The sequence below is a fragment of the Streptomyces sp. SID8374 genome (genome assembly GCF_009865135.1).
GTDB lineage: Bacteria > Actinomycetota > Actinomycetes > Streptomycetales > Streptomycetaceae > Streptomyces.
Genome location: NZ_WWGH01000001.1, coordinates 121,044 through 146,023 on the forward strand (window position 1 = coordinate 121,044; position 24,980 = coordinate 146,023).

Here is a 24,980-nt window from a genome sequence, read left to right on the forward strand (position 1 = left end):
AAGGTTGTGTGCGATATTCGCACTACCAGTGCGAATACTGGGAGCATAGGTAGCTGGCTGAAACCCGTCAAGGGATGAATTCGTGACTTCACCTTCGCCGACCAGGTCGGCCCCCGAACTCGATGCGGGCATGTCCAAGACGCTCCACCACGGACTGCTGCTCCTCAGAGTCCTCTCGGAACAGCCTCAGGGCCTGACCGTCAGCGAGCTGGCGGACGCCATCTCGGTGCACCGCACGGTCGCACACCGCCTGGTGAGGACCCTGGAGGCACACGAGCTGTGCCGCCGCGACCACCAGCGCCGGATCGTCCTGGGCACGGGCCTGGTATCCCTCGCCGAACCCGTCCAGCAGGATCTGCGCACGCTGGCCCGCCCGATCCTGGACGAGCTGGCCGAGAGCACCCGGGCCACCGCGCACCTGCTGGTCCGGGACGGCGCCGCCCGGATGCGGGCACTCATGGTGGTGGAACCGCGCGGCGCCCTTGTCCACGTCTCCTTCCGGCCCGGTCAGACCCACTCCATCGAGCAGGGCTCCGGCGGAGTCGCGGTCCTCGCCCACGGCCCGCACCGGGAGGGGGAGCGCCCGGAGGTGAGCGAGGCCCGGGCCAAGGGGTACGCGGTCACCACGGGCGAGGTCATCCCCGCCGTGACCGGCATCTCCGCCGCCGTCCCCGCCAGGGACCGGACAGCCACGGCCAGCATCGGCATCTCGGTCTTCGAGTACACCGACCTCGGCCAACTCGGCACCACGGTCGCCGCCGCCGCGAGGAGCCTGGGCAGACTTCTCGACTGACGGTCCTGGCCGGTCACACCGACAGGCGCCGACCCGCTCGGCACCCGCGACACCGGCCCACCGGACGCGCCCGGTGCGGCGGCGACAGCGCGTCCGCCCCCCGCCCGGTGCACACCCCCGCGCGGACGAGGCCCACCGAAGCGGCGGCGCCCAGCCCCTGGGCGCCGCAGCCGTACCGCCGCTGAAGAGCGCTCAGGCGCGGCTGAGCCGGGCGAGCCTCGCGGCCGCCTCACGCACCAGCTCACCGAGACGGCCGATGTCCACCTGCCCCATGGCGACCGTGCCGACGGACGCGCCGAGCAGGTGTGGAACCTCGAAGCCCGCAGCCACTCCGACGGCCCCGTGCTGAAGCTCTCCGGCGGTGACGCTGTACCCGGCGCTCCGTGCCCGCTTCACGGCTTCGGAGTCGTCCTCCGCCGCCGGCTGGAGTGCCAGGATGGCGATACCGTTCGCCCCCCTGTCCAGCGGGTGGCCGGCACCGATCCGGTAGCTGACCTGGAAGATCGTCTGCCGGGTGGGCTCCGCGGAGAGCACGGGAACACATTCGTGGCCCCCCTGCGCCAAGGAAAGGAACGCGGCCACCCCCGCGGCATCGGCGAGCTCCTGCAGGACCGGTCCCGCCGCACGGATCAACTGCGGCTGGAAACGGCTCGCGAAGACGGCCGCGCCGGCCCCGAGCCTGATCCTCTTCCCCACACCCCGGGTCACCAGCGCGTGCTGCTCAAGCGTGTCGACGATGCGGTACGCGGTCGCCCGGTCGGTGCCGAGCCGCGCCGCGATCTCGGCGACCGAGAGTCCCTCCGGGGCAAGGGAGATGAGGCTCAGGGCACGCAGGCCACGGTCCAGGCTCTGCAAAGGGGGCACGTGGGCTTCCTCCTGGATTCACTGCACGTTCGTGTCGCACCGCGGCTCCGGGTGCGGAGAGCGGGCATTCGAAGATTAACCATCTCGGCCGTCCGGCCGGCCGGACGCACCCGGAGCCCTTCGGACCGTGGGCCGGCCACGCCCCCGCCTCGGCCGATCGGCTCGGCACAGCCGCCCTTGACCGCGCTCCGGACTCGAACTATGTTGCCTCCAAGTTGCGGACACCGCACACATATGTGCGCCAGGCGCACACTTACGCGGAGTGGCGGCAGCTGCACAACAGGCCGCCGGGTGCGTCCCGCCGACCTCAGGGCCCGCTCACCGCCCGGCGCAGCCAGCAGCCCATCCGCGCTTCGACACCTGCCCGGCACCACCACCGGCGGCCGCCGTTCCGGGTGTCCGCAGCCACAGGCGAACCGCCGACAGGAGAGGGACAGGCATGCCGTACTACCGCGTGGCGGGGAGCGTCCCGCCCAAGCGCCACACCCAGCACCGCGGCCCCGACGGGTCGCTGTACTTCGAGGAGCTGATGGGAGAGGAGGGCTTCTCCTCCGACTCCTCGCTGCTCTACCACGTGAACCTGCCGTCCTCGATCGCGGCGTACCGCGTCTGGGAGCTGCCGGATCAGTCGCTCGTCCCGAACCACCCGCTGACACCGCGCCACCTCTCGACGCACGAGCTCTTCGGCGACGGCCGTCCGGAGGCCGACGCGGTGACCGGCCGGAGGCTGCTGCTGGGCAACGGCGACGTCAGGCTCTCCTACGTCGTCGCCGGCACGACCAGCCCTTACTACCGCAACGCGATCGGCGACGAGTGCCTCTACGTCGAGGCCGGACAGGCACGGGTCGAGACCGTCTTCGGGGACCTGGCGGCGGGCGACGGCGACTACGTCCTCATCCCCCGCGCGACGACGTACCGCATCGTCCCGAACGGGCCGGTGCGGCTGTACGCCATCGAGGCGAACTCCCACATCACTCCCGCCAAGCGCTATCTCTCCCGTTACGGGCAGCTCCTGGAGCACGCGCCCTTCTGCGAGAGGGACCTCCGCGGCCCCGAGAACCTCAGGGCCGTGGCGGAGCAGGACGTGGAGGTGTACATCAAGCACCGCGGCAACGGTCCCGGGGGCATCGCGGGCACGGTGCACACACTGCCGCACCATCCCTTCGACGTCGTCGGATGGGACGGCTGCCTCTACCCCTACGTCTTCAACATCCGCGACTTCGAGCCCCTCACCGGACGAGTCCACCAGCCCCCGCCGGCACACCAGGTGTTCGAGGGCGAGAACTTCGTCATCTGCAACTTCGTGCCGCGCAAGGTGGACTACCACCCCCTCGCCATCCCGGTGCCGTACTACCACTCGAACGTGGACTCGGACGAGGTGATGTTCTACTGCGGAGGTGACTACGAGGCCCGCAAGGGTTCCGGGATCGGCCAGGGCTCGATCAGTCTGCACCCCGGCGGCCATCCGCACGGCCCGCAGCCCGGCGCCTACGAGCGTGCCATCGGAGCGGAGTTCTTCGACGAGCTGGCCGTCATGGTGGACACCTTCCGGCCGCTGGAACTCGGTGAGGCGGCGCGCGACTGCGATGACGGCGTCTACGCCTACTCCTGGGCCAGGGGCGGCAAGGAGGCCGCCGGGTGAAGGCCCTCCGACCCGGCTCCGGAACGGTCCCGCCCGAACTGTTCGCCTCGCTCTGTGACGACGCCGCGGTGTCTCCGCCCGGAGGCATACCGCTGAGGGAGGCGGTGCCCGCACACCGGGGGCACATCGCGTCCGCCCGCGCACCGCTCGTGGGTCCCCTCGTGCTGCCGCAGGCCCGGCCCGCCGGACGCGACGCCACCAGGGTTGCCGAACTCCTCGGCGCACCGTCCCCGTCAGCCCGAACGGCCTTCCGCTCATTCGGCACCTGTTCCATCGCCGAGCCCGTCACGGAGCTCGCGGCTCTCGACCTGCTCGGCCCAGCCCTGACCAAGGACCTCCCGTGACCGCATCCACCACCGTCCGCCTCGACGTGCCCGAGGACGATCTCTTCGGTATCCACAACTTGCCCTACGGGGTGTACTCGTTGCCCGGCCGCGACCCTCGCGTCGGCACCCGCTACGGCGAGCACGTCGTCGACCTCGCGATACTCCTGGGCGACGACGTCTTCGCCGGTCCGTCGCTCAACCCGTTCATGGCCCAGGGATACGACCGCTGGGTCCGGGTGCGGTCCGCCATCGCCTCCGCACTGCGCGAGGAGGTGCCCGGGGAAGCGGTGCACCCCGCCGCCGACGTGACACTTCATCTGCCGTTCGAGGTGGCCGACTACGTCGACTTCTACGCGTCGGAGCACCACGCCGCCAACCTCGGGCGGCTGTTCCGCCCGGACAACCCCGAGCCGCTGATGCCGAACTGGAAGCACCTGCCGGTCGGCTACCACGGCCGGTCCGCCTCCGTCGTGGTCTCCGGGACCGACATCATCCGTCCCTCCGGGCAACGCAGAGGCCCGAACGACCCGGTACCGGTGTTCGGACCCTCGGTACGCCTCGACATCGAGGCAGAACTCGGCTTCGTCGTAGGCACCGGCAGCGCGCCGGGTGAGCCCGTCGAGGCCGAACAGGCGGAAAAGCACCTCTTCGGCGTCGTGCTCTTCAACGACTGGTCCGCCCGGGACATCCAGGCGTGGGAGTACGTACCGCTCGGGCCCAACCTGGGCAAGTCGTTCGCCTCGACCGTATCCCCCTGGGTCGTGCCGCTGCCGGCACTGCGGGAGGCCAAGGTCCGCACCCCGGTCCAGGAGCCCGAGGTCCTGCCCTACCTCGCTCTCGACGAGCCCTGGGGCCTGGACATCGACCTGGAGGTCGAATGGAACGGCCAGGTGGTCTCACGGCCACCGTACGCCGCCATGTACTGGTCGCCGGCGCAGATGCTGGCCCACCTCACGGTCAACGGAGCGCCCACCCGCACCGGTGACCTCTTCGCGTCCGGCACCGTCTCGGGCCCGGCCAAGGAGCAGCGCGGTGCCTTCATCGAGTTGACCTGGGGCGGGGCGGAGCCGGTGACGGTCGCCGGGCAGCAGCGGACGTTCCTGGAGGACGGTGACGAGGTGGTGCTGCGCGCCACCGCCCCCGGAGCGGGCGGCACCCGCATCGGCTTCGGTGAGGCACGTGGGCGCGTCGTCGCCGCGAACTGCGGCCGGGAGGTCTGATATGGACAAGGTGGTTCCCTCCGCCGCCGAGGCGGTCGAGGACATCGGTTCCGGAGCGACGCTGGCGGTGGGGGGCTTCGGCCTCTGCGGCATTCCGGCCGTACTGATCGACGCCGTTCTCCGGTCGGGCGCCGACCGGCTCCAGGTCGTCTCCAACAACGCCGGTGTCGACGACTGGGGACTCGGTCCCCTGCTCGGCGCCGGCCGCATCCGCCGGATCGTGGCGTCCTACGTGGGAGAGAACAAGGAGTTCGCCCGGCAGTATCTCGCCGGCGAACTGGAGGTCGAGCTCACGCCCCAGGGAACGCTGGCCGAACGGCTGCGGTCCGGCGGCTCGGGCATCCCCGCGTTCTTCACCGCCACCGGCGTCGGCACCCAGGTGGCCGAAGGCGGCCTGCCCTGGAAGTACGACAGCGCGGGAGGCGTCGAGATCGCCTCACCGGTCAAGCAGACGCAGGAGTTCGATGGCCGCACGTACGTGCTGGAGCACGCCATCGTGGCGGATGCCGCACTGGTACGGGCCGCCCGTGGAGACCGGCACGGCAACCTGGTCTTCGCCCGAGCCGCCCGCAACTTCAACCCCCTGGCGGCCATGGCGGGCAAGGTCTGCATCGCGGAAGTCGAGGAACTGGTCGACCCCGGCGAACTCGATCCCGACCAGGTGCACCTGCCCGGCGTCTATGTACACCGTGTCGTCGCGCTGTCGCCGGAGCAGGCCGCCGACAAGCGAATCGAGAAGAGGACGGTGCGATGAGCTGGACCCGCGAGCAGATGGCGGCCCGTGCGGCGGCGGAGCTGGCCGACGGGGACTACGTCAACCTCGGCATCGGCCTGCCGACGCTGGTGCCCAACTACATCCCCGCGGATGTGGAGCTGGTGCTCCAGTCCGAGAACGGCATCCTCGGGACCGGACCCTATCCGGCCGCGGACGATGTCGATCCCGACCTGGTCAACGCGGGCAAGGAGACCGTCACCATCCGCGCCGGCGCCTCGTTCTTCGACTCCGCGACCAGCTTCGGCATGATCCGGGGCGGCAAGATCGACACAGCGATCCTCGGAGCCATGCAGGTGTCCGCAAAGGGAGACATCGCGAACTGGATGATCCCCGGAAAGATGGTCAAGGGGATGGGCGGGGCGATGGACCTGGTGCACGGCGCCAAGAGGGTCGTCGTCCTGATGGAGCACATGGCCCGGGACGGGAGCTTCAAGATCCTGGAAGAGTGCTCCCTCCCCCTCACCGGCAGGGCGGTCGTGCAGCGGATCATCACCGACCTGTGCGTTCTGGACGTCACCCCCGAGGGCCTGCGCCTGGCAGAGCTCGCACCGGACGTCACGGTGGAGGAGGTCAGGGCCAAGACCCGGCCCGCGGTGCTCGACGCGGTCACCGCGAACTGATCATCCGGCGTTCGCCGGCGCCCGAAGGAGAGCAGGTCAGCGAGCGAACCTCGGCGTCGGCAGGAGGCGGTTGTCCAGGTGATCCGGGCAGGCGCGCGAGGTTCTGGAAGCACGGAATCCGAGTGGCCCTTGTCAGTATCCAGAATCCTGTTTACTGTTCGACTTGTGGACGATTTCGACTCCCGCTTCCTCACCCGCAACGGCCTCGCCGCCCGGCAGCTGGCCGTCCTGCTCCTCAACCACGAGCCGGACAGCCGCCTGCCCCGTGTACGGGATTTCGCCGAGGAGCTGGGGTGCGGCAACGGGACCGTCCAGGCCGCGCTCCAGTTGCTGGAGGAGTCGGGGGCCATCGCCACGACCGCCCGGGGCCACCTGGGCACGTTTCTCGTCCACTCCGACCGCGCGGTCCTGTGGCGGCTGTCCGGGCTCGGCACTCTGCTCGCGGCGATGCCGCTGCCGTACTCCCGCCGGTACGAGGGGCTGGCCACCGGTCTGCGCGGAGCGTTCGAGCAGGCCGGGGCGCCGTTCGCCGTCACCTTCATGCGCGGTGCCGGGGCCCGGACCGCCGCACTGCTGGACGGCAAGGTGGATCTGGTGGTGCTGTCGCGGTTCGCCGCGGACCAGCTGATCGCCGAGCATCCGGTGGAACTGGTGGCCGACCTCGGGCCCGCCACCTACGTCGGCGCGCACGGCATGCTGGTGCGGCACGGTGTCGACCTGGAGACACCGGGGCTGCGCGTGGCGGTCGACCACACGTCGGAAGATCTGCGCATGCTGGTGGAGCGCGTGTTCGCGGGGCGGCGGGACATCGAATGGCGCGAGGTGTCGTACATGCAACTGCACGACCTCTTCGCCCGCCACGAGGTGGACGCCACCGTCTGGAACCTGGACGAGGCGCAGGAGCGGCTGGGGATCGGGGTCGACGTCCTCCCGCTGGGCGACGAGGTCACCCGCGAACTGGCCCTGCGCAACTCCAGCGCCGCCGTGATCGGCCGCAAGGACGGCGCGAAGGCGCTCGGCGCGATCCGCGAGGCGCTCGACCTGTCCGTGGTGACCCGGATGCAGAGTGAGGTGTTGCGGGGCGAGCGCACACCCTCGTACTGACCGAAGGGCGAGCGAGGACCCCGCCCCCGGAAGCTTCCCGACTCGGCGGAGCGCCGCACGCTCTGAAAATACAGAATCCTGGTTATTGTTTATTAGGAGGATCGCCATGGACGAACAGCTCGCACTACGGCTCCGGCTCTTCCGCGAGGGCGGCCAGGCCACCCCCGAGGTCATTGACTTCGTGGCCGCCGAGCTGACCGCGCTGGAGGCGGAGGGCAACACCGTCACCGAGGCGACGGCGGGCATGCTGACGAGCCATCTCACGATGGCGCTCGGCCGCCTCCTGCGCGGCGAGCCGATCGAGGAGTTCTCCACCGACGACCAGGTCGCCGCCGAGCTGACCGGCCATCCGGAGGCCCTCGCGCGGGCCCGAGCGATCTCCGCGCGGGCCGAGCGGGAGCTGGGGCCCGCCCTCCCCGAGTCGGAGGTCAACTTCCTCGGCCTGCACCTGGCCGTCCTGACACGGCAGCCACCCGCCAGGCCGGCCCCCTGACCGTCGCGGACGAGCCCGCGCACCCCGTACGCACCACACCACGGCACCGATCAGCACAGAGAGCGGAAAGACAATGACGAAGATCCTCACCGGCGGAGTCGGCAAGGTCGAGGTCGCCCGGAGCATCGATTCCCTCGGAATCGACTCGCTCGACGTGGCCGCCTCCAGCGACATCGACGCCGCCATGAAGTTCCGGACGGGCCAGGCCGACTACTACCTCGGCACCTGCCACACCGGCGCCGGCGCCTCCCTCGGCGTCCTCGTCGGCCTCATGGGCAGCGCCGCCTGCCACACCTTCGGCCGCGGCGTCCCGGACGCCGCGGAGATCGACGCACTGCTCGCCGACGGCAAGAAGGTCTTCGGCTTCTCGATGGACCAGATCGACACCGTCGCCCCCCTCATGGCACGCGCCATCGCAGCACGCGGCTGACCTCACGTCCGACCGCCGTACCGGGCACCAAGGAGTGACTCGTGAGCACCACCCTCGCCGCCGGCAGCGGCTTCGACTTCACACTCGCCCAGCAGCTGACCGTCATAGCCCTCTGCGCCCTGACCGCCTTCATCGCGCACATGGCCTTGGCCGTCTTCAACGACGGGGTCCGCCCCTTCCTGCTGGACTTCATCCAGGGGCGCACCACCCGCAGCGCGACGACGGCCGTCTCCTTCGGTCTCTCCGCCGGGTTCATCTTCGGTCTCGGTGCCCCGATGGCCCTGTCCACCGGGGTGCTCAACCCCTGGCTGCTCTTCCTCCCCACCGACATCCTCGGCATGCTGTCGCCGAAGAAGTGGCTCGCGCCGATCCTCGGCGGGGCCTGGGGCGCGGTGGTCGTCTTCGGCCTCAACGGCGCCAACAACGTCGCGCACGACCTGCCGGTCGACTTCCTGACAGCGATGCAGCAGATGTCCACGCCGATCCTCTTCCTCTTCACGCTGTTCCCGGTGCTCGCCATCACCAAGCAGTTCGGCCGCGCGTGGGGGGCGGCGGCGGGAGTGATCGAGGTGGCCCTCGTCGTCCTGACGATGAAGCTCTGGCCGAACATGTTCGCCGGGGCGCTGGCCATGGCCGTCGGTGTGCTGATGCTCATCGGCCTGGCGGTCGCCAAGGACCTCCGGCAGCGTCGGGAGGACCGGGCGGCCGGGGTGGTCGAGGAGGAGGTAACGGCGGACGATCCGATGGCGTCGCTGTTCAGCGCCAGCGCGGCCCGGCTGCGCCGCTATCTGCCGCTGTTCATGGTGCTCGGTGCCGGGGTCTGCGTCCTCGCCCAGATGCATGTGTTCGGAGGCGGGGAGGCCACGAGCTTCCTGATCGCCAAGGGGCAGTACGCGGAGGCGGCCCAGGTCGACTTCTACCGGGTCTTCGGCTTCGTACCGCTGATCGCGACGACCGCGCTGGCCTCGGGTGCGTACGGCATCGCCGGCTTCACGCTGGTGTACCCGATCGGCTACCTGCTGCCGAACCCGTTCCTGGCCGGCGTCGTGGGTGCGCTCGTCTTCGCCGTCGAGGTGCTGGCCCTGTCCTGGATCGGCAAGGTGCTCGGCAAGCTGCCCAGTGTGCGGGACTCCTCGGAACACCTGCGCAGCGCGATCGGCGACACCCTCCAGCTGGCGATCCTCTTCGGTTCGCTGATGGCGGCGAACGCGATGGGCGGCGGGCTCGGCATCCTCGTCGTCGGCGGGCTGTACCTGTTCAACGAGGCGATGGGGCGGCCCGTCGTGAAGATGGCGGCAGCCCCGGCGGCGGTCATCGTCGGAGGCATCCTCCTCAACCTCCTGTACTGGCTCGACCTGTTCACCCCGGTCAAGGGCTGACACCACCACCGGCACCCGCACGTACCGGAGAAGGAACCCGCCATGAACCACCCCCCACCGCTTACCCTGCGTACGGTCACCGGAAGGCTCGCCCCCGAGGCGGTACGCGGCCCGGTCCTCCCCCACGAACACCTCGTCCTGGACCTCGACCGGGACGGGGACGGAGCGGCCGTCCTCGATCCGGAGCGCCACGCGACGGCCGTGACCGGCGAACTGGACGGACTGCAAAAGCGCTTCGGGCTCTCCCTGGTCGTCGAACTGACCTGCCGGGGCATGGGCCGCGACGTACGCGCCCTGGCCCGCATCTCCCGGGAGACGGGCGTCCCCGTCGTCGCCGCGACCGGCTGGTACTACGAGCCGTTCCACACCCCGGAGGTCGACACCGCCGACGTGGAACAGCTCACCGCCCTCCTCGTACGGGAGATCGAGGACGGCATCGGCGCCACCGGCATCCGCCCCGGTGTCCTCGGCGAGATCGGCAGCCACGGCGACGTACCGGCGCCTGCCGAGACGAAGGTGCTGCGGGCCGCCGGGCGAGCCGCGTCGGCCACCGGGCTGTCCCTCGCCACCCATGCCCAGCTGGGCCGGGGCGGCCTCGCCCAGCTGGAGCTGCTCACCGCCGAGGGGCTGCCCGCCGAGCGGATCTGCGTCGGCCACCAAGACCTGCTGGACGACGCCGGGGTGCACCGGGAGCTGGCGGCACGCGGGGCGTACGTCGCCTTCGACACCGTCGGCAAGGAGTCCTACCAGAGCGACCGCACCCGGTTGCGGCTGCTCACGGCGCTGGTGGAGGCGGGCCACGGCGACCGGGCCCTGCTCAGCTGCGACATCTCGCGCCACGGCTATCTGCGCGGCGAGGGAGGCCAGGGCTACGGACACCTCTTCGAGGACTTCCTGCCCAGGTTCCGGGCGGCGGGCGCCGACGACGACCTCGTCGACCTGCTGACCCGCCGCAACCCCCTGCGCTTCCTGACCGGCGCCGACGTGGAGGAGAACTGACGTGGAACCCCCCCTACTGCCCGAGACCTTCCCGCTGGCGACGGTCACCCTGGAGGACGCGGTCGCCCGGCAGTTCCGGCTGCTGGAGGCCACCGCCGCGCACTTCGAGGGCGAGCAGCTCTTCGCGGCCGACACGGGGGTCGTCCCCGGGCTCGGCAGACCGCGCACCACCGCGCGGGTCGAGGCGGTGCTCGCGGACTTCTTCGGCGCCGAGGACGCCGCCCTCGTCCAGGGCGCGGGCACCGGCGCGATCCGGGCCGCGCTCACCGGGGCCGTACGGCCGGGCGAGGAGCTGCTGATCCACCGGGCCCCGGTGTACCGCACCACCGAGGTCACGCTGCGCGGTCTCGGCGTACGGACGGCGGAGGCCGACTTCAACGACCTCAGGGAGCTCCGTACGGCACTCGCCTCGGGCCGGTTCCGGTGGGCCTACGTCCAGCACACCCGGCAGCGGCTGGGCGACTCCTACGACCCGGCCGAGGTCATCGCCGCCTGCCGGGCGGCCGGTGTACGCACGGTCGTCGACGACAACTACGCCGTCCTGCGCACCCCGGCGGCCGGGGCCGAACTCGGCGCCGACGCCTCGTGCTTCTCCCTGTTCAAGCTGCACGGGCCAGAGGGCGTCGGCGCCGTCGTCGGCGCCGGTGACCTGGTCGCCCGGGTGCGCGGCGACAACTACTCCGGGGGCGGGCAGGTCCAGGGCCACCAGGCGCTGGACGCACTGCGCGCCCTCACCCACGTTCCCGTGATGTGGGCCGTGCAGTCCCGGGTGGGCGCCGAGGTCGCCGGACGGCTGGCGGCCGGAGAGGTGGACGGGGTGGCCGAGGTACGGATCGCCAACGCGCAGGACCGGTGTCTGCTGGTCCGCCTCGACCGCCCCTTCGCCGCGCGGCTCCCGGCCGTCGCCGCAGGGTTCGGCGCCGCGCCTTACCCCGTCGGCTCCAACTCCCGCTACGAGATCGCCCCGCTCTTCTACCGGATGTCCAGCTCCTCCCTGGCCGACGCCCCGGAACTGGCCGACTGGACCGTACGCATCAACCCGATGCGGGCAGGCGCGGATCTCGTCATCGACATCCTGCGCCGCTCGCTCGCCGCCCTGAACGAACCGAAGGACCGGTAACCGTGTTTCTCGACACCCTGCTCCACCGCAACCCCGGGCTCGTCGACGCCGCGGCCGACCTGCACGAGAGGGGGCACATCCCGCCCGACACGTACGTCATGGACCTCGACGCCGTCGAGGAGAACGCGGCCCTGCTGGCCCAGGCGGCCGAGCGCGTGGACATCGGCCTCTGGTTCGTGGTGAAGCAGCTGGGCCGCAACCCCGAACTGATCAGGGCGGCCGCCCGCCACATCCCCTGCGCCGCCGCCATCGACGCGGGCGAGGCACGGACCCTGCACGCCTCCGGGGCGCTCCTCGGCAACGTCGGCCACCTCAGCCAGATCCCGCGGCGCGCTCTGCCCGGAATACTGGCCCTGCGACCGGAGTTCGTCACGGTCTTCGACCTGGCCAACGCCCGTGCCGTCGCGGACGCGGCCCGGGAGGCGGGCTTCGTCCAGGATGTCCTGATCCGGGTCGAGGGGGCGGAGGGGACCGTCTACCCGGGTCAGGAGGGCGGTGTCCCGCTGGAACGGATGGACGCCTTCGCGGAGGCGGCGGAAGCTCTCGGCTCCCTGCGGATCGCGGGCGTCACCGCCTTCCCGTGCGTCCTGTGCGACCCGGTGACGGGCCTGCCCGCCGCCACGCCCACCTTCGACCTGGCGCTCAAGGCCCGTGACGTCCTGGCCGCCCGCGGCCACCGCGGCCTCGCGCTGAGCGCCCCCAGCGCCACCTCCGCCGCCTCCCTCCCGCTCCTCGCCGAACGGGGCGCCACCCACGGCGAACCGGGCCACGCCCTCACCGGCACCACCCCGCTGCACGCACTCGACCCGACGCAGCCCGAGAAGCCCGCCTACGTCTACGTCACCGAGGTCGCCCACACCCTCGACGACGGCCGCCCCGCCCTCTTCGGCGGCGGCTTCTACGCCCGCTCCCACATCCGCACCGCGCTCCTCCCCCGGACCGGCACCCGCCTCGGCGTACAGGACGCACCCGCCCGGAACATCGACTACTACCGCCTGCTCGACGCGTCCTCCGGCGGCACGGACGTCCGTGTCGGCGACACCGCGCTGCTCGCCTTCCGCACCCAGATCTTCGTCACCCGCTCGACCGTCGCCGTCGTCTCCGGCCTCTCCTCCGGCACTCCCCGGCTGAACGGCCTCTACGACGCCCAGGGCCGGGCCCTGTAAGGAGCACCTCATGGCCAGGACCGTCATCGTCGTCATCGACGGATTCGGCATCGGCGCCATGCCCGACGCGGGCGTGCTGCGCCCCGGCGACCTCGCCGCCGACACCTGCGGGCACGTCCTCGACCACGCCCGCACCGCCCTCGGCCGTCCGCTGCGCCTGCCGGTGCTGGGGGCGCTGGGCCTCGGCCTGGTCCACCCCCATCCGGACCTGGCCCGCCGCACCCGGCTGCCGGTCGCGGCGGGCCGGGCCGCCCTCGGCTATCCGGGCGCGGACACGTTCGCGGGCCACCAGACCATGATGGGCGCCGACTTCAGCCGGGTGGCCGTCGCCCGGCTCGCCGACCACCTCGACGAGGTGGCCGAAGCACTCACGGCGGCCGGCCACCGCACGGAGCTGCTCGGCGGCAAACCGCTGCTCGTCGTCGACGGGTCGGTCCTCGTGCACGACAACCTGGAGGCCGACCCCGGCATCAACTGGAACACCTCCGGCGCACTGGACGACCTCCCCTTCGAGGGCCCCGACGGCATCCTCGCCATCGCCCGCACCGTACGCGCCGTGGCGCCGGTCGCCCGAGTCATCGCGGTCGGCGGACACGCGGACGGGCCGCTCCCCCGCTTCGTCCGGCCCGGCGACGGCGGGACGGTCGGCCTGGACACCCCGGCCACCGGCTTCTACCGCAACGGCGGACTGCGCGTCCAACACCTGGGCGCCCCTCTGGACCACACACGCCAGCTCCCCGAAGTGGCGGCCCGGGCCGGCATCCCGGTCACCCTGGTCGGCAAGGCGGCCGACATCCTGGTGTGCGGGGAGGCGGTCCACCGCCCGGCCGTGGCCACCTCCGACGTCCTGGCGTACACCCTGGAAGGCGTACGCGCCGAAGGCGACGCCCTGATCGTGGCGAACGTCCAGGAGACCGACCTGGCGGGCCACCAGCAGGACGCGACCCGGTACGGTCAACTCCTGGAACAGGTCGACGCCGGACTGGCCGGGCTCGTGTCGCTGCTGGCCGCCCCCGGGGACCGGCTGATCGTCACCGGCGACCACGGCAACGACCCCACCGTCGGCCATGCCCACCACACCAGGGAGTACGTACCCGTGCTCATCCACCGCCCCGAAGAGGACGGCGTCGAACTTCTGCCCGACGCGGACAGCCTCGCCGATGTGGGTGCCACCGCCGCCCACTCACTGTCCCTGGCCCCGGAACAACTCGCGGCCGGAACCCCCCTGCACACGGGCAGGCGCGCGCCCGTCCTCCGGCCGTAGGCCGCCGACACAGAGTCAGGGGCCCCGACGGCTCGGCTCCGGAAGGGCTCTGCGGAAGAGACCGCGGCCCACCTGACCGCTGCGGCAGACGCCTTGCCGGCCCCGCCCAAGCCCGTGCCCGGCGGATGCCGATCTCCTGCTCCGCGACGCGCGGCCGTCCGCGCTGTCCCACTCCACCACGTCCGACGCCCAGCACCGGGCCGTGCCGTGGACAACCGCGCGCGCAAGCGTTCCCGCCGAGGCCTGCACCACGGGCACCACACGGACCACCGAGACCGCCGGGGCCGGGGCGCGGGGTGCACGGGAGGCGGCCGTGCGGCTGATGCGGAGTCGCTCGGCATCTGGAACAAGTCAGGCCAGGCGGTGAGCCGGGTCCGCGAGGGGGTGTCGCTCGCGGACCCGGCGTCCTACAGGGGCCGTTGGTGCCCCTCCCAGTAGGGTTCCCTCAACCGCCTTTTGTAGAGCTTGCCGTTGGGGTCGCGGGGCATCGCGGCGATGAAGTCGACGGAACGGGGCCGTTTGTAGCCCGCGAGCCGCTCCTCGCAATGGGCCAGGATCTCGGCGGCGAGCGCGTCCCCCGCCTCGTACCCCTCGGCCGGTTCGACGACGGCCTTGACCTCCTCGCCCCGGTCGGCGTGCGGGATGCCGAAGGCTGCGGCGTCCGCGACGGCGGGGTGGGTGAGCAGAGCGGACTCGATCTCGGCGGGGTAGATGTTCACGCCACCGGCGATGATCATGTCGATCTTGCGGTCGCGGAGGAAGAGATAGCCGTCCGCGTCCAGGACACCGAGGTCGCCGACGGTGAAGAAGTCGCCGATCCGGTTCTTGCGGGTCTTGGTCTCGTCCTTGTGGTAGCTGAAGCCGCCGGTGCTCATCTTCATGTAGACCGTGCCGAGTTGACCCGCCGGCAGCCGGTTCCCGTCGTCGTCGAAGACGGCGAGTTCGCTGATCGGCCAGGCCTTGCCTACGGTGCCGGGCTTCTTCAGCCAGTCCTCGGCCGTGGCGAAGGCACCGCCGCCCTCGCTGGCCGCGTAATACTCCTCGACGCAGCTCCCCCACCAGTCGATCATGGCGCGTTTCACATGGTCGGGGCAGGGGGCTGCCCCGTGGATGGCGTGGCGCATGGAGGAGACGTCGTAACGCTCCTTCACCTCCTCGGGCAGCGCGAGGAGTCGGTGGAACTGCGTGGGGACCATGTGCGTGTGCGTGCAGCGTTGGGTGTCGATGAGGCGGAGCATCTCCTCCGGCGACCAGCCGTCCATGAGGACGAGCGGGTGTCCGATATGGAGAGCGGCGCTCGCGAATTGGAGCACTGCCGTGTGGTAGAGCGGCGAGCAGACCAGGTGGACGTTGCCGTCGAACGGCCGGATGCCGAAGATGCCGAGGAAGCCGCCGAGGTACGTCTCCTCCGGGAGCTTGCCGGGCAGGGGGCGGCGGATGCCGCGCGGGCGGCCGGTGGTGCCCGAGGTGTAGTTCATGACCCAGCCGAGGGTGCGGTTCTCGGGCGGGGTGGCGGGGTGGCCGTCGAGGAGATCGGCGTAGGGGCGGCAGCCGGGGACGGTGCCCACGGCGTAGCGGTGGCTCTCCGGGAGTCCGGCCTCGTCGGCGGCGGCGGTCGCGGCGGCCGCGAAGCGTTCGTGGGTGATGAGGACGCGGGCGCCGGAGTCGGCGACGATCCAGGCGATCTCGGGGCCGACGAGGTGGTGGTTGACCGGCACCAGGTAGAAGCCGGCCTGGGAGGCGGCGAGGTGGGCGGTGAGCAGTTCGGTGCCGTTGGGCAGGACGACGGCGAACGCGTCGCCCTCGCTCATCCCGGCCGCGCGCAGTCCGTGGACCATGCGGTTGGCGTCGGCGTGCAGCCGCCCCGCGCTCCACTCCTCACCGCCGGGCGCGACGAGCACGCTACGGTCGGGGTCGGCGGCGGCCTGGGCCCAGAAGCCGTTGGGCGGCTGGTTCACGTGGCGCTCCTTCCGGCGATGCGGTTGATGCGGGTGACGGCCCGTTCGAAGCCGCGCGTCAGGTCGTCGACGACCGCCTGGACGCTGCGCTCGCTGGTCATCCGGCCGACGATCTGACCGACGGGGGTGCCGAGCAGCTCCCCGACCTCGTACTTCTGGATCCGGGAGACGGCTTCGGCGACCAGCAGCCCCTGGAGCGGCATGGGCAGGGTGCCGGGTCCTGCCGGGTCGTCCCAGGCGTCGGTCCATGCGGTACGGAGCTGGCGTGCGGGCTTCCCGGTGAGGGCGCGGGAGCGGACGGTGTCGCCGGAGCCCGCGGCCAGGAGTTTGCGGGTGAGGGCCGCCGAGTGGAGGTCGGCCTCCTCGGTGGTGAGCCAGAGGGAGCCGAGCCAGACGCCCTGGGCACCGAGGGCGAATCCGGCGGCGGCCTGTTCGCCGCTGCCGATGCCTCCGGCGGCGAGCACGGGCAGCGGGGCGACGGCCTCGACGACTTCGGGGACGAGCACCATGGAGCCGATCTCTCCGGTGTGGCCGCCCGCCTCGTACCCCTGGGCGACGACGACGTCGATGCCCGCCGCCGCGTGCCGACGGGCGTGTTCGGCGCTTCCGGCGAGGGCGGCGACGAGGACGCCGTGGGCGTGGGCGCGGTCGATGACGTCGGCGGGCGGGGAGCCGAGGGCGTTGGCGAGGAGCTTGATCGGATAGTCGAAGGCCACGTCCAGCTGGTTGCGGGCGACCTCCTCCATCCAGCCGGTGATACGCCAGCCGGACGCCTCCCCTTCGGCGAGTTCGGGCACTCCGTAGCGGGTGAGGAGTTCCTGGACGAACCCCCGGTGCGCGTCCGGGATCATCGCCTCGACATCGGCCTCGGTGACCCCTTCGACCTTCTTGGCCGGCATGACGACATCGAGGCCGTACGGTCTGCCGTCGGCGAGCTTGTCCAGCCGGTCGAGGTCGCGGGCCAGCTCCTGGGGGTCGGTGTAGCGGACCGCGCCGAGCACGCCGAAGCCACCGGCTCTGCTGATGGCCGCCGCGACGGCGGGGAACGGCGTGAAGCCGAAGATGGCGTGTTCGATGCCCAGTTCTCTGCTCAGCTCCGTCTCCATGGGCGGCAGGATGCCGCAGCCGGACGGACGAGGGAAGAGATTTTCTGATGCGGTGTCAGATTCTTTGCGGGCCCGGAGGCGTACGGGACGGCGGGGGCGACAGTAATCTCTGCGGCGGCAGGAACTTTCACTGCTCGGCGAAATTTCGGAAGTTACTTTCGCGCCGGGACGGTCGCGGGGATCGGCCCGCGACCGGTTCCGGGCACGGGAAGGGGTTGCGGATGACCGGGTACGCGGCGGGGAACGGGGACGCGGAGGCAGTCGGGCTTCCGGAAGGCACCGGGAGCGGCATCGGCCGCCGGAGGCTGGGCGGCGGGATACTGGCGCTGGGCGGCGCGCTCGCCCTGGCGCCGATCCCGCTGGCCGGGGCGGCCGAACGGGGCGCACCGGGCAGGGGCCCGGGGACGGCGGAGGCGGGAGCGGGCATGGGATCAGGGGCGCGGCGGCCCACGTTGCGGCGGGGCACCGCCGCCCGCGCGGGGCTGCTCCAGGGGCCGCTGGACCAGCTGGTCCGGGAGGCGGAGGCCTACCTCGCCGACTCCCCCAAACACCCCTGGTACGCGGGGGCGGTGCTGCTCGCCGGGCGGGGCGGCACGGTGGCGCTGCACCGGCCGATCGGCAAGGCGGTGCGCTACGCGGCGTACGACGAGGCGACGGACACCGGGGTGGAGTTCCCGGCGGAGCAGCAGATCGCGATGGCCGAGGACACCGTCTTCGACCTGGCCTCGATCTCCAAGCTGTTCACGTCGATCCTGGCGGTGCAGCAGATCGAACGCGGCGCGCTGGAGCTGGAGGCCGCTGTTGCCTCGTACCTCCCGGACTTCGCGGGCGGCGGCAAGCAGGACATCACGGTCCGTCAGCTGCTCACCCACACCTCCGGCTTCCGGGCCTGGATCCCGCTCTACCAGGAGCCGACCCGGGAGGGAAAGCTCCGGATGCTCTGGAACGAGGTCCCGGCGAGCGCCCCCGGCAGCGCCTACCTCTACTCCGACCTCAATCTGATCTCGCTGCAACTGATCCTGGAACGGATCACCGGTCACACTCTGGATGTCCTGCTCCGCGACGAGATCACTGCTCCGCTCGGGATGCACCGCACGCGCTACAACCCGCCCGCCTCCTGGAAGCCGAAGATCGCGGCCACCGAGGACGCCCGGCTGCCGTGGTCCGGCCTCGAACGCGGCCTGGTCTGGGGCGAGGTGCACGACGAGAACGCCTACAGCTTCGACGGGGTGGCCGGTCACGCCGGGGTGTTCTCCTGCGCCTGGGATCTGGCTGTTCTCGCCCGCACCCTCCTCAACGGCGGCGTCTACGGCCGCGCCCGCATCCTCTCCGAGGACTCCGTCGACCTGCTCTTCACCGACTTCAACACCGCGTTCCCGGGCGACGAGCACGGCCTCGGCTTCGAGCTCTACCAGCACTGGTACATGGGCGCGATGGCCACCCCGCGTACGGCGGGCCACACCGGGTTCACCGGGACCAGCCTGGTCCTCGACCCGTCGACCGACACGTTCCTCGTGGTGCTGGGCAACTCGGTCCATCCCGTACGGAGCTGGCGCTCGGGCAGCGCGCCCCGGGTGGCGACGGCCAACCAGCTGGCGCGGGCGGTGCCGGTCCGGCCGGAGCGGGGGCGTACGGCCTGGTTCTCCGGGATGGCGAGCGCGTCGACCGCCACGCTCACCCTGCCCGTACTGCGTCCGGCGTCCGCACGCTCCCGGCTGGAGTGCGCCCTGTGGTGGGACACCGAACCCGGCGCCGACCGGCTGGTACTGGAGGTGCTGGAGGCGTCGGCGGGGCAGGAGTGGCAGCCGGTGCCGTTCACCACCGTGGGCCCGGGCTCCGGCCACCACCGCCCGGATCCGCAACCGCACCCGGAGGGCTGGGTCTCCGGCTGGTCGGGGCGGGTGTGGCACAAGCTGGAGGCGGATCTGTCGGCCTGGCGCGGCAAGGGCGTCCAGCTGCGGTGGCGCTACACCACGGACCAGCTGTACGTGGGGCGCGGCGCGTACGTGGACTCCCTGCGGGTCCGCGACGGCGCCGCCACGGTCTTCGACTCCGACCGGCCCCGGGACGCGGGGCGCATCGGGGCGACGGGCTGGGTGCTGTCGGCCGACTGAGCGGCAGGGCGGGCGCGGTGTGCGTGGTGGGCCGCCACGCACACCGCGCCGCCGTCACAATGGCGTCGCGCCCGGAGCGGATGGATGTCACCACCGGTTCATCCGGGGGCCGTTGGATGGATGGGCCGCACACAGGCCGCTCCCCTCGGGCGATTCCAGGAGGCACACCCATGAGCAGTGTTCGGCGCACCGCCCCCTCCGCCCGGGCGCTCCCCCGGTGACCGGCGGCAGGCTCCCCGTTCCGGCGCGACGGGGTCTGCTGTACGCGGCGGCGGCCGGGATCACGGCGGCCCTCACCGCCCCGGACGCGCGAGCTGCCACGCCCGGCCGCGCACCCTCGGCCACGCCCTGGACCACCTCCTGGGCCACCGCGCAGACCGCACCCACGGCGGACGACCCGCTCGCGTACGCCGGTCTCACCGACGGGCTCTGCACCGCGCGGCTGCGGCTCTCGGCGGGCGGGCAGGTCAGACTCCGCTACGCGAACGCCTTCGGGACCGCGCCGCTGCTGGTGGGCCCGGTGACCGCCGAGGGGCGGCCCGTCACCTTCGCCGGCCAGCGGCAGGAGTCGCTGGCGGCGGGCGCGTCGCTCACCAGCGACCCGGTGGAGGGGCTCCGGGTGCAGGACGGGTCCCTGCTGACCGTCGAGACACGGCTCCCGGGCCCCACCGGCCCGCTCTCCTTCCACCGCAACACCCACGCCTGGCACACCGTCGACGGGGTCCGGACCCGGTCCGTCCTCCTGCTGACCGGGGTCGAGACGACCGGGGCGCGCGGCCCGGTCGTCGCCGTGCTGGGCGACTCCATCGCCGAGGGCTCCGGCACACCCGACGACGCGGACCTCCGCTGGCCCGACCAGCTGGCCCGCAGGCTGCCCGGCTCCGCCGTCGCCAACCTCGGCATCAGCGGCAACCGGCTGCTCCTGGACAGCGACCGCTTCGGCCCGGGCGCCCAGGCCCGCTTCGACCGGGACGTCCTGTCGCTGCCGGGGCTGCGGACGGTCCTGGTGCACCTGGGCGTCAACGACCTCCACCACGTGCCCGTGGAGCGCGACCCGTCGCGAATGGTGGCCGCGTACCGCCAACTGGCCCTGCGCGCCCGGTCCGCCGGGCTGCGGGTGGTGGGTGCCACCATCGCGCCGTTCGAGGGGTGGACGCGCTGGACGCCGGAGCAGGACGCGGTACGGCGGCAGGTCAACGAGGCCGTGCGCACCGGGCGGATCTTCGACGCCGTGGCCGACGTCGACGCGGTGCTCCGCGATCCGGAGCGGCCCTCCCGGCTGCTGCCCGCGTACGACAGCGGCGACGGCCTGCACCCGGGGCCCGCGGGCCATACGGCGATCGCCGCCGCCGTCGAACCCCGGGATCTGCGGTAGCGGCTAACCCAGGGCCGCCATCGCCGCGTTGTGGCCGGGCACCCCGCTGACCCCGCCGCCGCGCACCGCGCCCGCCCCGCAGAGCAGGACGTTGGCGTGGGCGGTCTCCACGCCCCACGGACCGGTGGCCTCGTTCTCGTACGGGAAGGAGAGGTCGCGGTGGAAGATGTGGCCGCCGGGCAGGCGCAGGTCGCGTTCGAGGTCGAGAGGGGTCTTGGCCTCGATGCAGGGTTCGCCGTTCTCGTCGAGGGCCAGGCAGTCGGTGATCGGCTCCTCCAGGTGGGCGTCCAGTTCGGCGAGGGTGGCCTTCAGCAGGGCGGCCCGGGTGGCGTCGTTGTCGGCGGCGAAGAGCCGGGCCGGGGTGTGGAGGCCGAAGAGGGTGAGGGTCTGGTAGCCGCGCGCGGCGAGGTCGGGGCCGAGGATCGAGGGGTCGGTCAGCGAGTGGCAGTAGATCTCGGACGGCGGTGCGGCGGGCAGCCGTCCGGCGGCCGCGTCCCGGTAGGCGTCGGCCAACTGCCCGTACCCCTCGGCGATGTGGAACGTTCCGGCGAAGGCCTGGCGGGGGTCGACGGACCGGTCGCGGAGGCGAGGGAGCCGGGTGAGCAGCATGTTCACCTTGAGCTGGGCACCCTCGGCGGGCGGCGGCGGGGTCTCCCCGAGGAGGGCGGCGAGCGCCTGCGGTGAGGCGTTGGCGAGCACCCGGCGGGCGGCGACGACGTGTTCGCCCTCCGGTGTGCGGACGGTGACCTCGGCGTGGGTGCCGTCGGTCTCGATCCGGGTCGCCTCGTGCCGTACGCGGATCTCGGCGCCCGCCGCACGGGCTGCCGCCGCGAGGGCGTCGGTGAGGGCGCCCATGCCGCCGACGGGGACGTCCCAGTCACCGGTTCCGCCGCCGATCACGTGGTAGAGGAAGCACCGGTTCTGGAGCAGTGAGGTGTCGTGGGCGTCGGCGAAGGTGCCGATCAGGGCGTCGGTCAGCACCACGCCGCGTACCAGATCGTCGGTGAAGTTCCGTTCGACGGCCACCCCGATGGGCTCCTCGAACAGGGTCCGCCAGGCCTCGGCGTCGTCGATCCGGGCCTTCAGCGCGTCCCGGGCGGGGAGCGGCTCGGTGAGGGTGGGGAAGACCCGTTCCGCGACGCGCTGCGTCATCGCGTAGAAGCGCTGCCACGCCTCGTACTCCCGCTCTCCCCCGGTCAGCGCGGCGAACGACTCCCGTGTTCGGTCGCCGCCGACGAGGAGCCCGGTGGGGCGTCCGTCGCGCAGCGACGGGGTGTACGAGGACACGGTCCGCTTGCGTACGGCGAAGTCGAGGCCGAGGTCGCGGACGATCTTCCGCGGCAGCAGGGAGACCAGATAGGAGTAGCGCGAGAGGCGGGCGTCGACCCCGGCGAAGGGACGGGTCGAGACGGCCGCTCCCCCGGTGGTGTCCAGGCGTTCCAGGACGAGGACGGACTGTCCGGCGCGGGCGAGGTAGGCGGCGGCGACCAGACCGTTGTGGCCGCCGCCCACGATCACGGCGTCGTAGCGGTCCCGGGAGGGCGCGCCGGGGCGGCGGGCGGGCGACGGGGATGCGGACGGCTCGGGTGCGGGCATGCACCTTCGTAACACGCGGGGCCGCGTGCGGGCCAGGGGTCCTGGGGCCGTTCGGGCAGGTCCGGTGGGTACGGCCGGTTGGGCTCTTGGCCTGTTTCGGCAGGGGCGCGGTGCGTCGGCCGGCCGCTGGCTCGGGTCGTCCGAGCCAGCCGGCCGGCTCGGACGACCCGAATCGGCGGCCCCCGTTCAGTGCGGCGGCGGCAGCGCGTTCTGGGCCCGGTGTGCGGCGAGGGCGCGGTACAGCTCGGCGGCCTCGTCCTTGCGCCCGAGCCGGTCCAGGCAGTGGGCCTCGTCGCTTCGGGCGGCCAGGGTCTCCGGGTGGTCGGGGCCCAGGACGCGGCCGCGTGCCTCGGCGACCTGACGGTAGGCGGTGAGGGCGTCGGACCAGCGGCCGAGCCAGCCGAGGGCCACCGCGACCTCGCGGCAGCTGATCACGGTGTCCGGGTGGTCCGGGCCGAGCGTGCTTCCCCGCATCGCGCACACCTCGCGCGCCTCGGTGAGCGCCTCCTCCCAGCGGCCCATCCGCCCCAGGTTGACGCCCAGCCCGTGGCGGGCGCGGAGCGTCTCGGCGTCGGAGGGCCCGCCCACCCGCGTACGGTCGGCGACCAGCGCCCGGTACAGCTCCAGGGCCTCAGCGCTGCGGCCGAGCCGGCCGAGGCTGATGCCCGCCTCGTAGCGGGCGGCGAGGGTGTCGGGGTGGTCGGGGCCGAGGGTGGCGGCACGGGCCCGGGCGACGTCCTGGTAGGTCTCCAGCGCTTCCGCCCAACGGCCCAGCCGGCCCAGGGTGTAGGCGACTTCGTACCGGGTGGCGAGGGTGTCGGGGTGGGTGGGGCCGAGCAGCCGGGCCCGGTCGTCGGCCACCTGGCGGGCCAGCTGCCACGACTCCTCGGGGCGCCCGAGGCGGCTGAGGTTGAACGCCAGGTTGTGGCGGCAGCGCAGGGTGTCGGGGTGGTCGGGCCCCATGGAACGTTCGCGGCCGGCGAGGACCGCCGCGTACACCTGATGGGCCTCGAAGTAGCGGCCGAGCTGGCCGAGGACGTACGCGGTCTCCTGCCGGGCGGCGAGGGTCTGCGGGTGGTCGGGGCCCAGGGTGCGTTCCCGGCCCGCGGCGACCTGGCCGAACTCGCGCAGCGCGTCGGCGGCCCGGCCGGTGCGGCTGAGGGTGAAGCCGATCTCGTACCGGCTGGCGAGGGTGTCCGGGTGGTCGGGGCCGAGGACGCTCTCGCGCTCTGCGGCGACCGCGCGGTGCACCTCGCCCGCCTCCTCCCAGCGGCCCAGCCGCCCCAGGTCGATGCCCGAGCTGTGGCGCCCGGCGAGCGCGGCGAGCAGCTCGGGCGTGGGGGCGGGCCGGGCGGGCGGTACGCGGCTGGAGCCGTCGGTGCCGGGCGGCGGGGTGGCGGCGGTGCTCGTCGCGGTGGTCCACCGGCTGGTCAGCCCGGCGGCGGGGTCGGGGAGGCAGGCCCCCGGGCTCAGGGAGCCGGTCGCCTTGTGCCCGGAGGTCATGTCACGGGCCCAGGAGGGCAGTTCGGGTTCCGGGCGTTGGGGGTCCTGGCGCAGGGCGGCGGGTGGCGGGGCGTGGTACGGGCCGGTCGAAGCGAGCGGCAGGTGGACGGCCCCGGGTACGGCCTGCCCGCCGGTGCGGCCGAGCAGGATGCGGCGGCGCAGGTCGCTCGCGTCGGCGGGCCGCTCGTCGGGCGCCTTGGCCAGCAGGTCCAGGACGACGCGGTCGAAGAAGCCGGGGAGTTCGGCGCGGTGGGTGCGCGGCGGTTCGGGCCGGGTGTCGCGGTGCCCGACGAGGATGGACCAGGGGTCCTCCAGGTCGAACGGCGGTACGCCGGTGGCGATCTCGTACAGCACACAGCCCAGCGAGTAGAGGTCGCTGCGGTGGTCGACCTCCTTCCCGCCGATCTGCTCGGGCGACATGTAGTGCGGGGTGCCCATGGCGATGCCGGTGGTGGTGAGCCGGGAGGTGACGCCGATGTCGTGGCCGAGGCGCGCTATGCCGAAGTCACAGATCTTCACCGTGCCGTCGGTCAGCCGCATGATGTTGGCGGGCTTCAGGTCGCGGTGGACGATGCCCTGCCGGTGGGTGTAGCCGAGCGCGTCGGCGACCTGTTCGGCGATGTCGACGACATGGTCGACGGGGAGCGGGCGCTGCTGGTTCCCCTCCAGGAGCTGGCTCAGGTTGTGCCCGTCCAGCAGCTCCATGACGAGGTAGAGGACGCCTTCGTGTTCGCCGAAGTCGTGGACGACGGTGACGCCCCGGTGCTGGAGGGAGGCGGCGACCCGGGCCTCGCGGCGGAAGCGTTCGCGCAGGATGCGGGTGAACGCCTGGTCGTGCTGGGGGCCCATGGGCTTGAGGCATTTGACGGCGACCAGGCGGCCCAGCGACTCGTCGCGCGCCCGCCACACCTCGCCCATGCCGCCGCGCCCGATCAGTTCGATCAGCCGGTACCGGCTCTGGATCAGCCTGGTGTCCGCCATCTGCCGTTTCCCGCCCCCGTCGTTCCCCGCTGCCACCGCTGCGCCCTCCCCGGCCCGTCCAGTATGGCGGCCTCCCGGCGGAGCCGGTACGCGGCTCCGCCGTCTATCCGGGCGGCGCCGGGGCGCGTAACAAGATCAGGAACAATGGTGCG

20 protein-coding genes and 1 pseudogene are annotated in these 24,980 nt (G+C 72.5%); 16 read left to right on the forward strand and 5 right to left on the reverse strand.

Features of this window, described 5'->3' with window-relative positions; translation table 11 throughout:
* Positions 1-130 precede the first annotated feature (130 nt).
* Complete coding sequence (locus tag GTY67_RS00570) at positions 131-793, forward strand: helix-turn-helix domain-containing protein (RefSeq protein ID WP_161279910.1); 663 nt, start codon at positions 131-133, stop codon at positions 791-793.
* 192 nt (positions 794-985) lie between these two features.
* Here the strand turns inward: GTY67_RS00570 and GTY67_RS00575 are convergent, their stop codons facing one another.
* Positions 986-1,657 carry a helix-turn-helix domain-containing protein gene (locus GTY67_RS00575; RefSeq protein WP_161277375.1) on the reverse strand — a complete coding sequence of 224 codons (672 nt, stop codon included), beginning with the start codon at positions 1,655-1,657 and terminating at the stop codon, positions 986-988.
* 439 nt (positions 1,658-2,096) lie between these two features.
* Here GTY67_RS00575 and GTY67_RS00580 point away from each other — a divergent pair, with 439 nt between their 5' ends.
* From GTY67_RS00580 to GTY67_RS00635, 13 genes and pseudogenes are all read left to right on the forward strand, one after another.
* Positions 2,097-3,299: a homogentisate 1,2-dioxygenase domain-containing protein gene (locus GTY67_RS00580; RefSeq protein WP_161277376.1), complete on the forward strand. Its 1,203-nt coding sequence runs from the start codon at positions 2,097-2,099 to the stop codon at positions 3,297-3,299.
* Positions 3,296-3,478, forward strand: a pseudogene (locus GTY67_RS35430) (hypothetical protein); the annotation flags it as partial. The gene GTY67_RS00580 and the pseudogene GTY67_RS35430, both read left to right, overlap by 4 nt.
* Positions 3,479-3,639: 161 nt before the next feature.
* Complete coding sequence (gene fahA / locus GTY67_RS00585) at positions 3,640-4,845, forward strand: fumarylacetoacetase (protein ID WP_161277377.1); 1,206 nt, start codon at positions 3,640-3,642, stop codon at positions 4,843-4,845.
* Between the two features lies 1 nt (position 4,846).
* A complete protein-coding gene (locus tag GTY67_RS00590) occupies positions 4,847-5,599 on the forward strand; it encodes a CoA transferase subunit A (RefSeq protein WP_093694401.1) in 753 nt (250 codons plus the stop codon).
* Positions 5,596-6,240 (forward strand): 3-oxoacid CoA-transferase subunit B, encoded by a 645-nt coding sequence (locus tag GTY67_RS00595; protein WP_161277378.1) that lies wholly within the window; start codon positions 5,596-5,598, stop codon positions 6,238-6,240. Before GTY67_RS00590 ends, GTY67_RS00595 begins: the two co-directional genes overlap by 4 nt.
* A gap of 165 nt (positions 6,241-6,405) precedes the next feature.
* On the forward strand, positions 6,406-7,344 hold the full coding sequence (yhfZ, locus tag GTY67_RS00600) for a GntR family transcriptional regulator YhfZ (RefSeq protein ID WP_093694399.1): 939 nt from the start codon (positions 6,406-6,408) through the stop codon (positions 7,342-7,344).
* 106 nt (positions 7,345-7,450) lie between these two features.
* The gene (locus GTY67_RS00605) at positions 7,451-7,837 is read left to right on the forward strand and encodes a PRD domain-containing protein (RefSeq protein ID WP_161277379.1); all 387 of its coding nucleotides are present in this window, start codon (positions 7,451-7,453) and stop codon (positions 7,835-7,837) included.
* 73 nt (positions 7,838-7,910) lie between these two features.
* Positions 7,911-8,267 (forward strand): DUF2620 domain-containing protein, encoded by a 357-nt coding sequence (locus GTY67_RS00610; RefSeq protein ID WP_093694397.1) that lies wholly within the window; start codon positions 7,911-7,913, stop codon positions 8,265-8,267.
* Positions 8,268-8,308: 41 nt separating this feature from the next.
* Positions 8,309-9,646 (forward strand): YhfT family protein, encoded by a 1,338-nt coding sequence (locus GTY67_RS00615; RefSeq protein WP_161277380.1) that lies wholly within the window; start codon positions 8,309-8,311, stop codon positions 9,644-9,646.
* Positions 9,647-9,688: 42 nt separating this feature from the next.
* Complete coding sequence (locus GTY67_RS00620; RefSeq protein WP_161277381.1) at positions 9,689-10,645, forward strand: phosphotriesterase; 957 nt, start codon at positions 9,689-9,691, stop codon at positions 10,643-10,645.
* 1 nt (position 10,646) lies between these two features.
* Positions 10,647-11,765, forward strand: a complete 1,119-nt coding sequence (locus GTY67_RS00625) for an aminotransferase class V-fold PLP-dependent enzyme (protein ID WP_161277382.1) — start codon at positions 10,647-10,649, stop codon at positions 11,763-11,765.
* Positions 11,766-11,767: 2 nt separating this feature from the next.
* Positions 11,768-12,931 (forward strand): alanine racemase, encoded by a 1,164-nt coding sequence (locus GTY67_RS00630; RefSeq protein WP_161277383.1) that lies wholly within the window; start codon positions 11,768-11,770, stop codon positions 12,929-12,931.
* 10 nt (positions 12,932-12,941) lie between these two features.
* On the forward strand, positions 12,942-14,195 hold the full coding sequence (locus tag GTY67_RS00635; protein ID WP_161277385.1) for a phosphopentomutase: 1,254 nt from the start codon (positions 12,942-12,944) through the stop codon (positions 14,193-14,195).
* A gap of 407 nt (positions 14,196-14,602) precedes the next feature.
* Here GTY67_RS00635 and GTY67_RS00640 read toward each other — a convergent pair whose 3' ends face one another.
* Both GTY67_RS00640 and GTY67_RS00645 read right to left on the reverse strand, forming a co-directional pair.
* Positions 14,603-16,153 (reverse strand): acyl-CoA synthetase, encoded by a 1,551-nt coding sequence (locus GTY67_RS00640; protein WP_093694391.1) that lies wholly within the window; start codon positions 16,151-16,153, stop codon positions 14,603-14,605.
* Positions 16,150-17,259: a nitronate monooxygenase family protein gene (locus tag GTY67_RS00645; protein ID WP_161277387.1), complete on the reverse strand. Its 1,110-nt coding sequence runs from the start codon at positions 17,257-17,259 to the stop codon at positions 16,150-16,152. The genes GTY67_RS00640 and GTY67_RS00645 overlap by 4 nt, the downstream gene beginning before the upstream one ends.
* Positions 17,260-17,480: 221 nt before the next feature.
* On the opposite strand from GTY67_RS00645, the gene GTY67_RS00650 reads away from it, so the two are divergent.
* Positions 17,481-19,373 carry a serine hydrolase domain-containing protein gene (locus GTY67_RS00650; RefSeq protein WP_161277388.1) on the forward strand — a complete coding sequence of 631 codons (1,893 nt, stop codon included), beginning with the start codon at positions 17,481-17,483 and terminating at the stop codon, positions 19,371-19,373.
* 217 nt (positions 19,374-19,590) lie between these two features.
* A complete protein-coding gene (locus GTY67_RS00655) occupies positions 19,591-20,748 on the forward strand; it encodes an SGNH/GDSL hydrolase family protein (RefSeq protein ID WP_161277389.1) in 1,158 nt (385 codons plus the stop codon).
* Between the two features lie 3 nt (positions 20,749-20,751).
* Here GTY67_RS00655 and GTY67_RS00660 read toward each other — a convergent pair whose 3' ends face one another.
* A complete protein-coding gene (locus GTY67_RS00660) occupies positions 20,752-22,344 on the reverse strand; it encodes an NAD(P)/FAD-dependent oxidoreductase (RefSeq protein ID WP_161277390.1) in 1,593 nt (530 codons plus the stop codon).
* Between the two features lie 186 nt (positions 22,345-22,530).
* On the reverse strand, positions 22,531-24,828 hold the full coding sequence (locus GTY67_RS00665; protein WP_161277391.1) for a serine/threonine-protein kinase: 2,298 nt from the start codon (positions 24,826-24,828) through the stop codon (positions 22,531-22,533).
* Between the last annotated feature and the right edge of the window lie 152 nt (positions 24,829-24,980).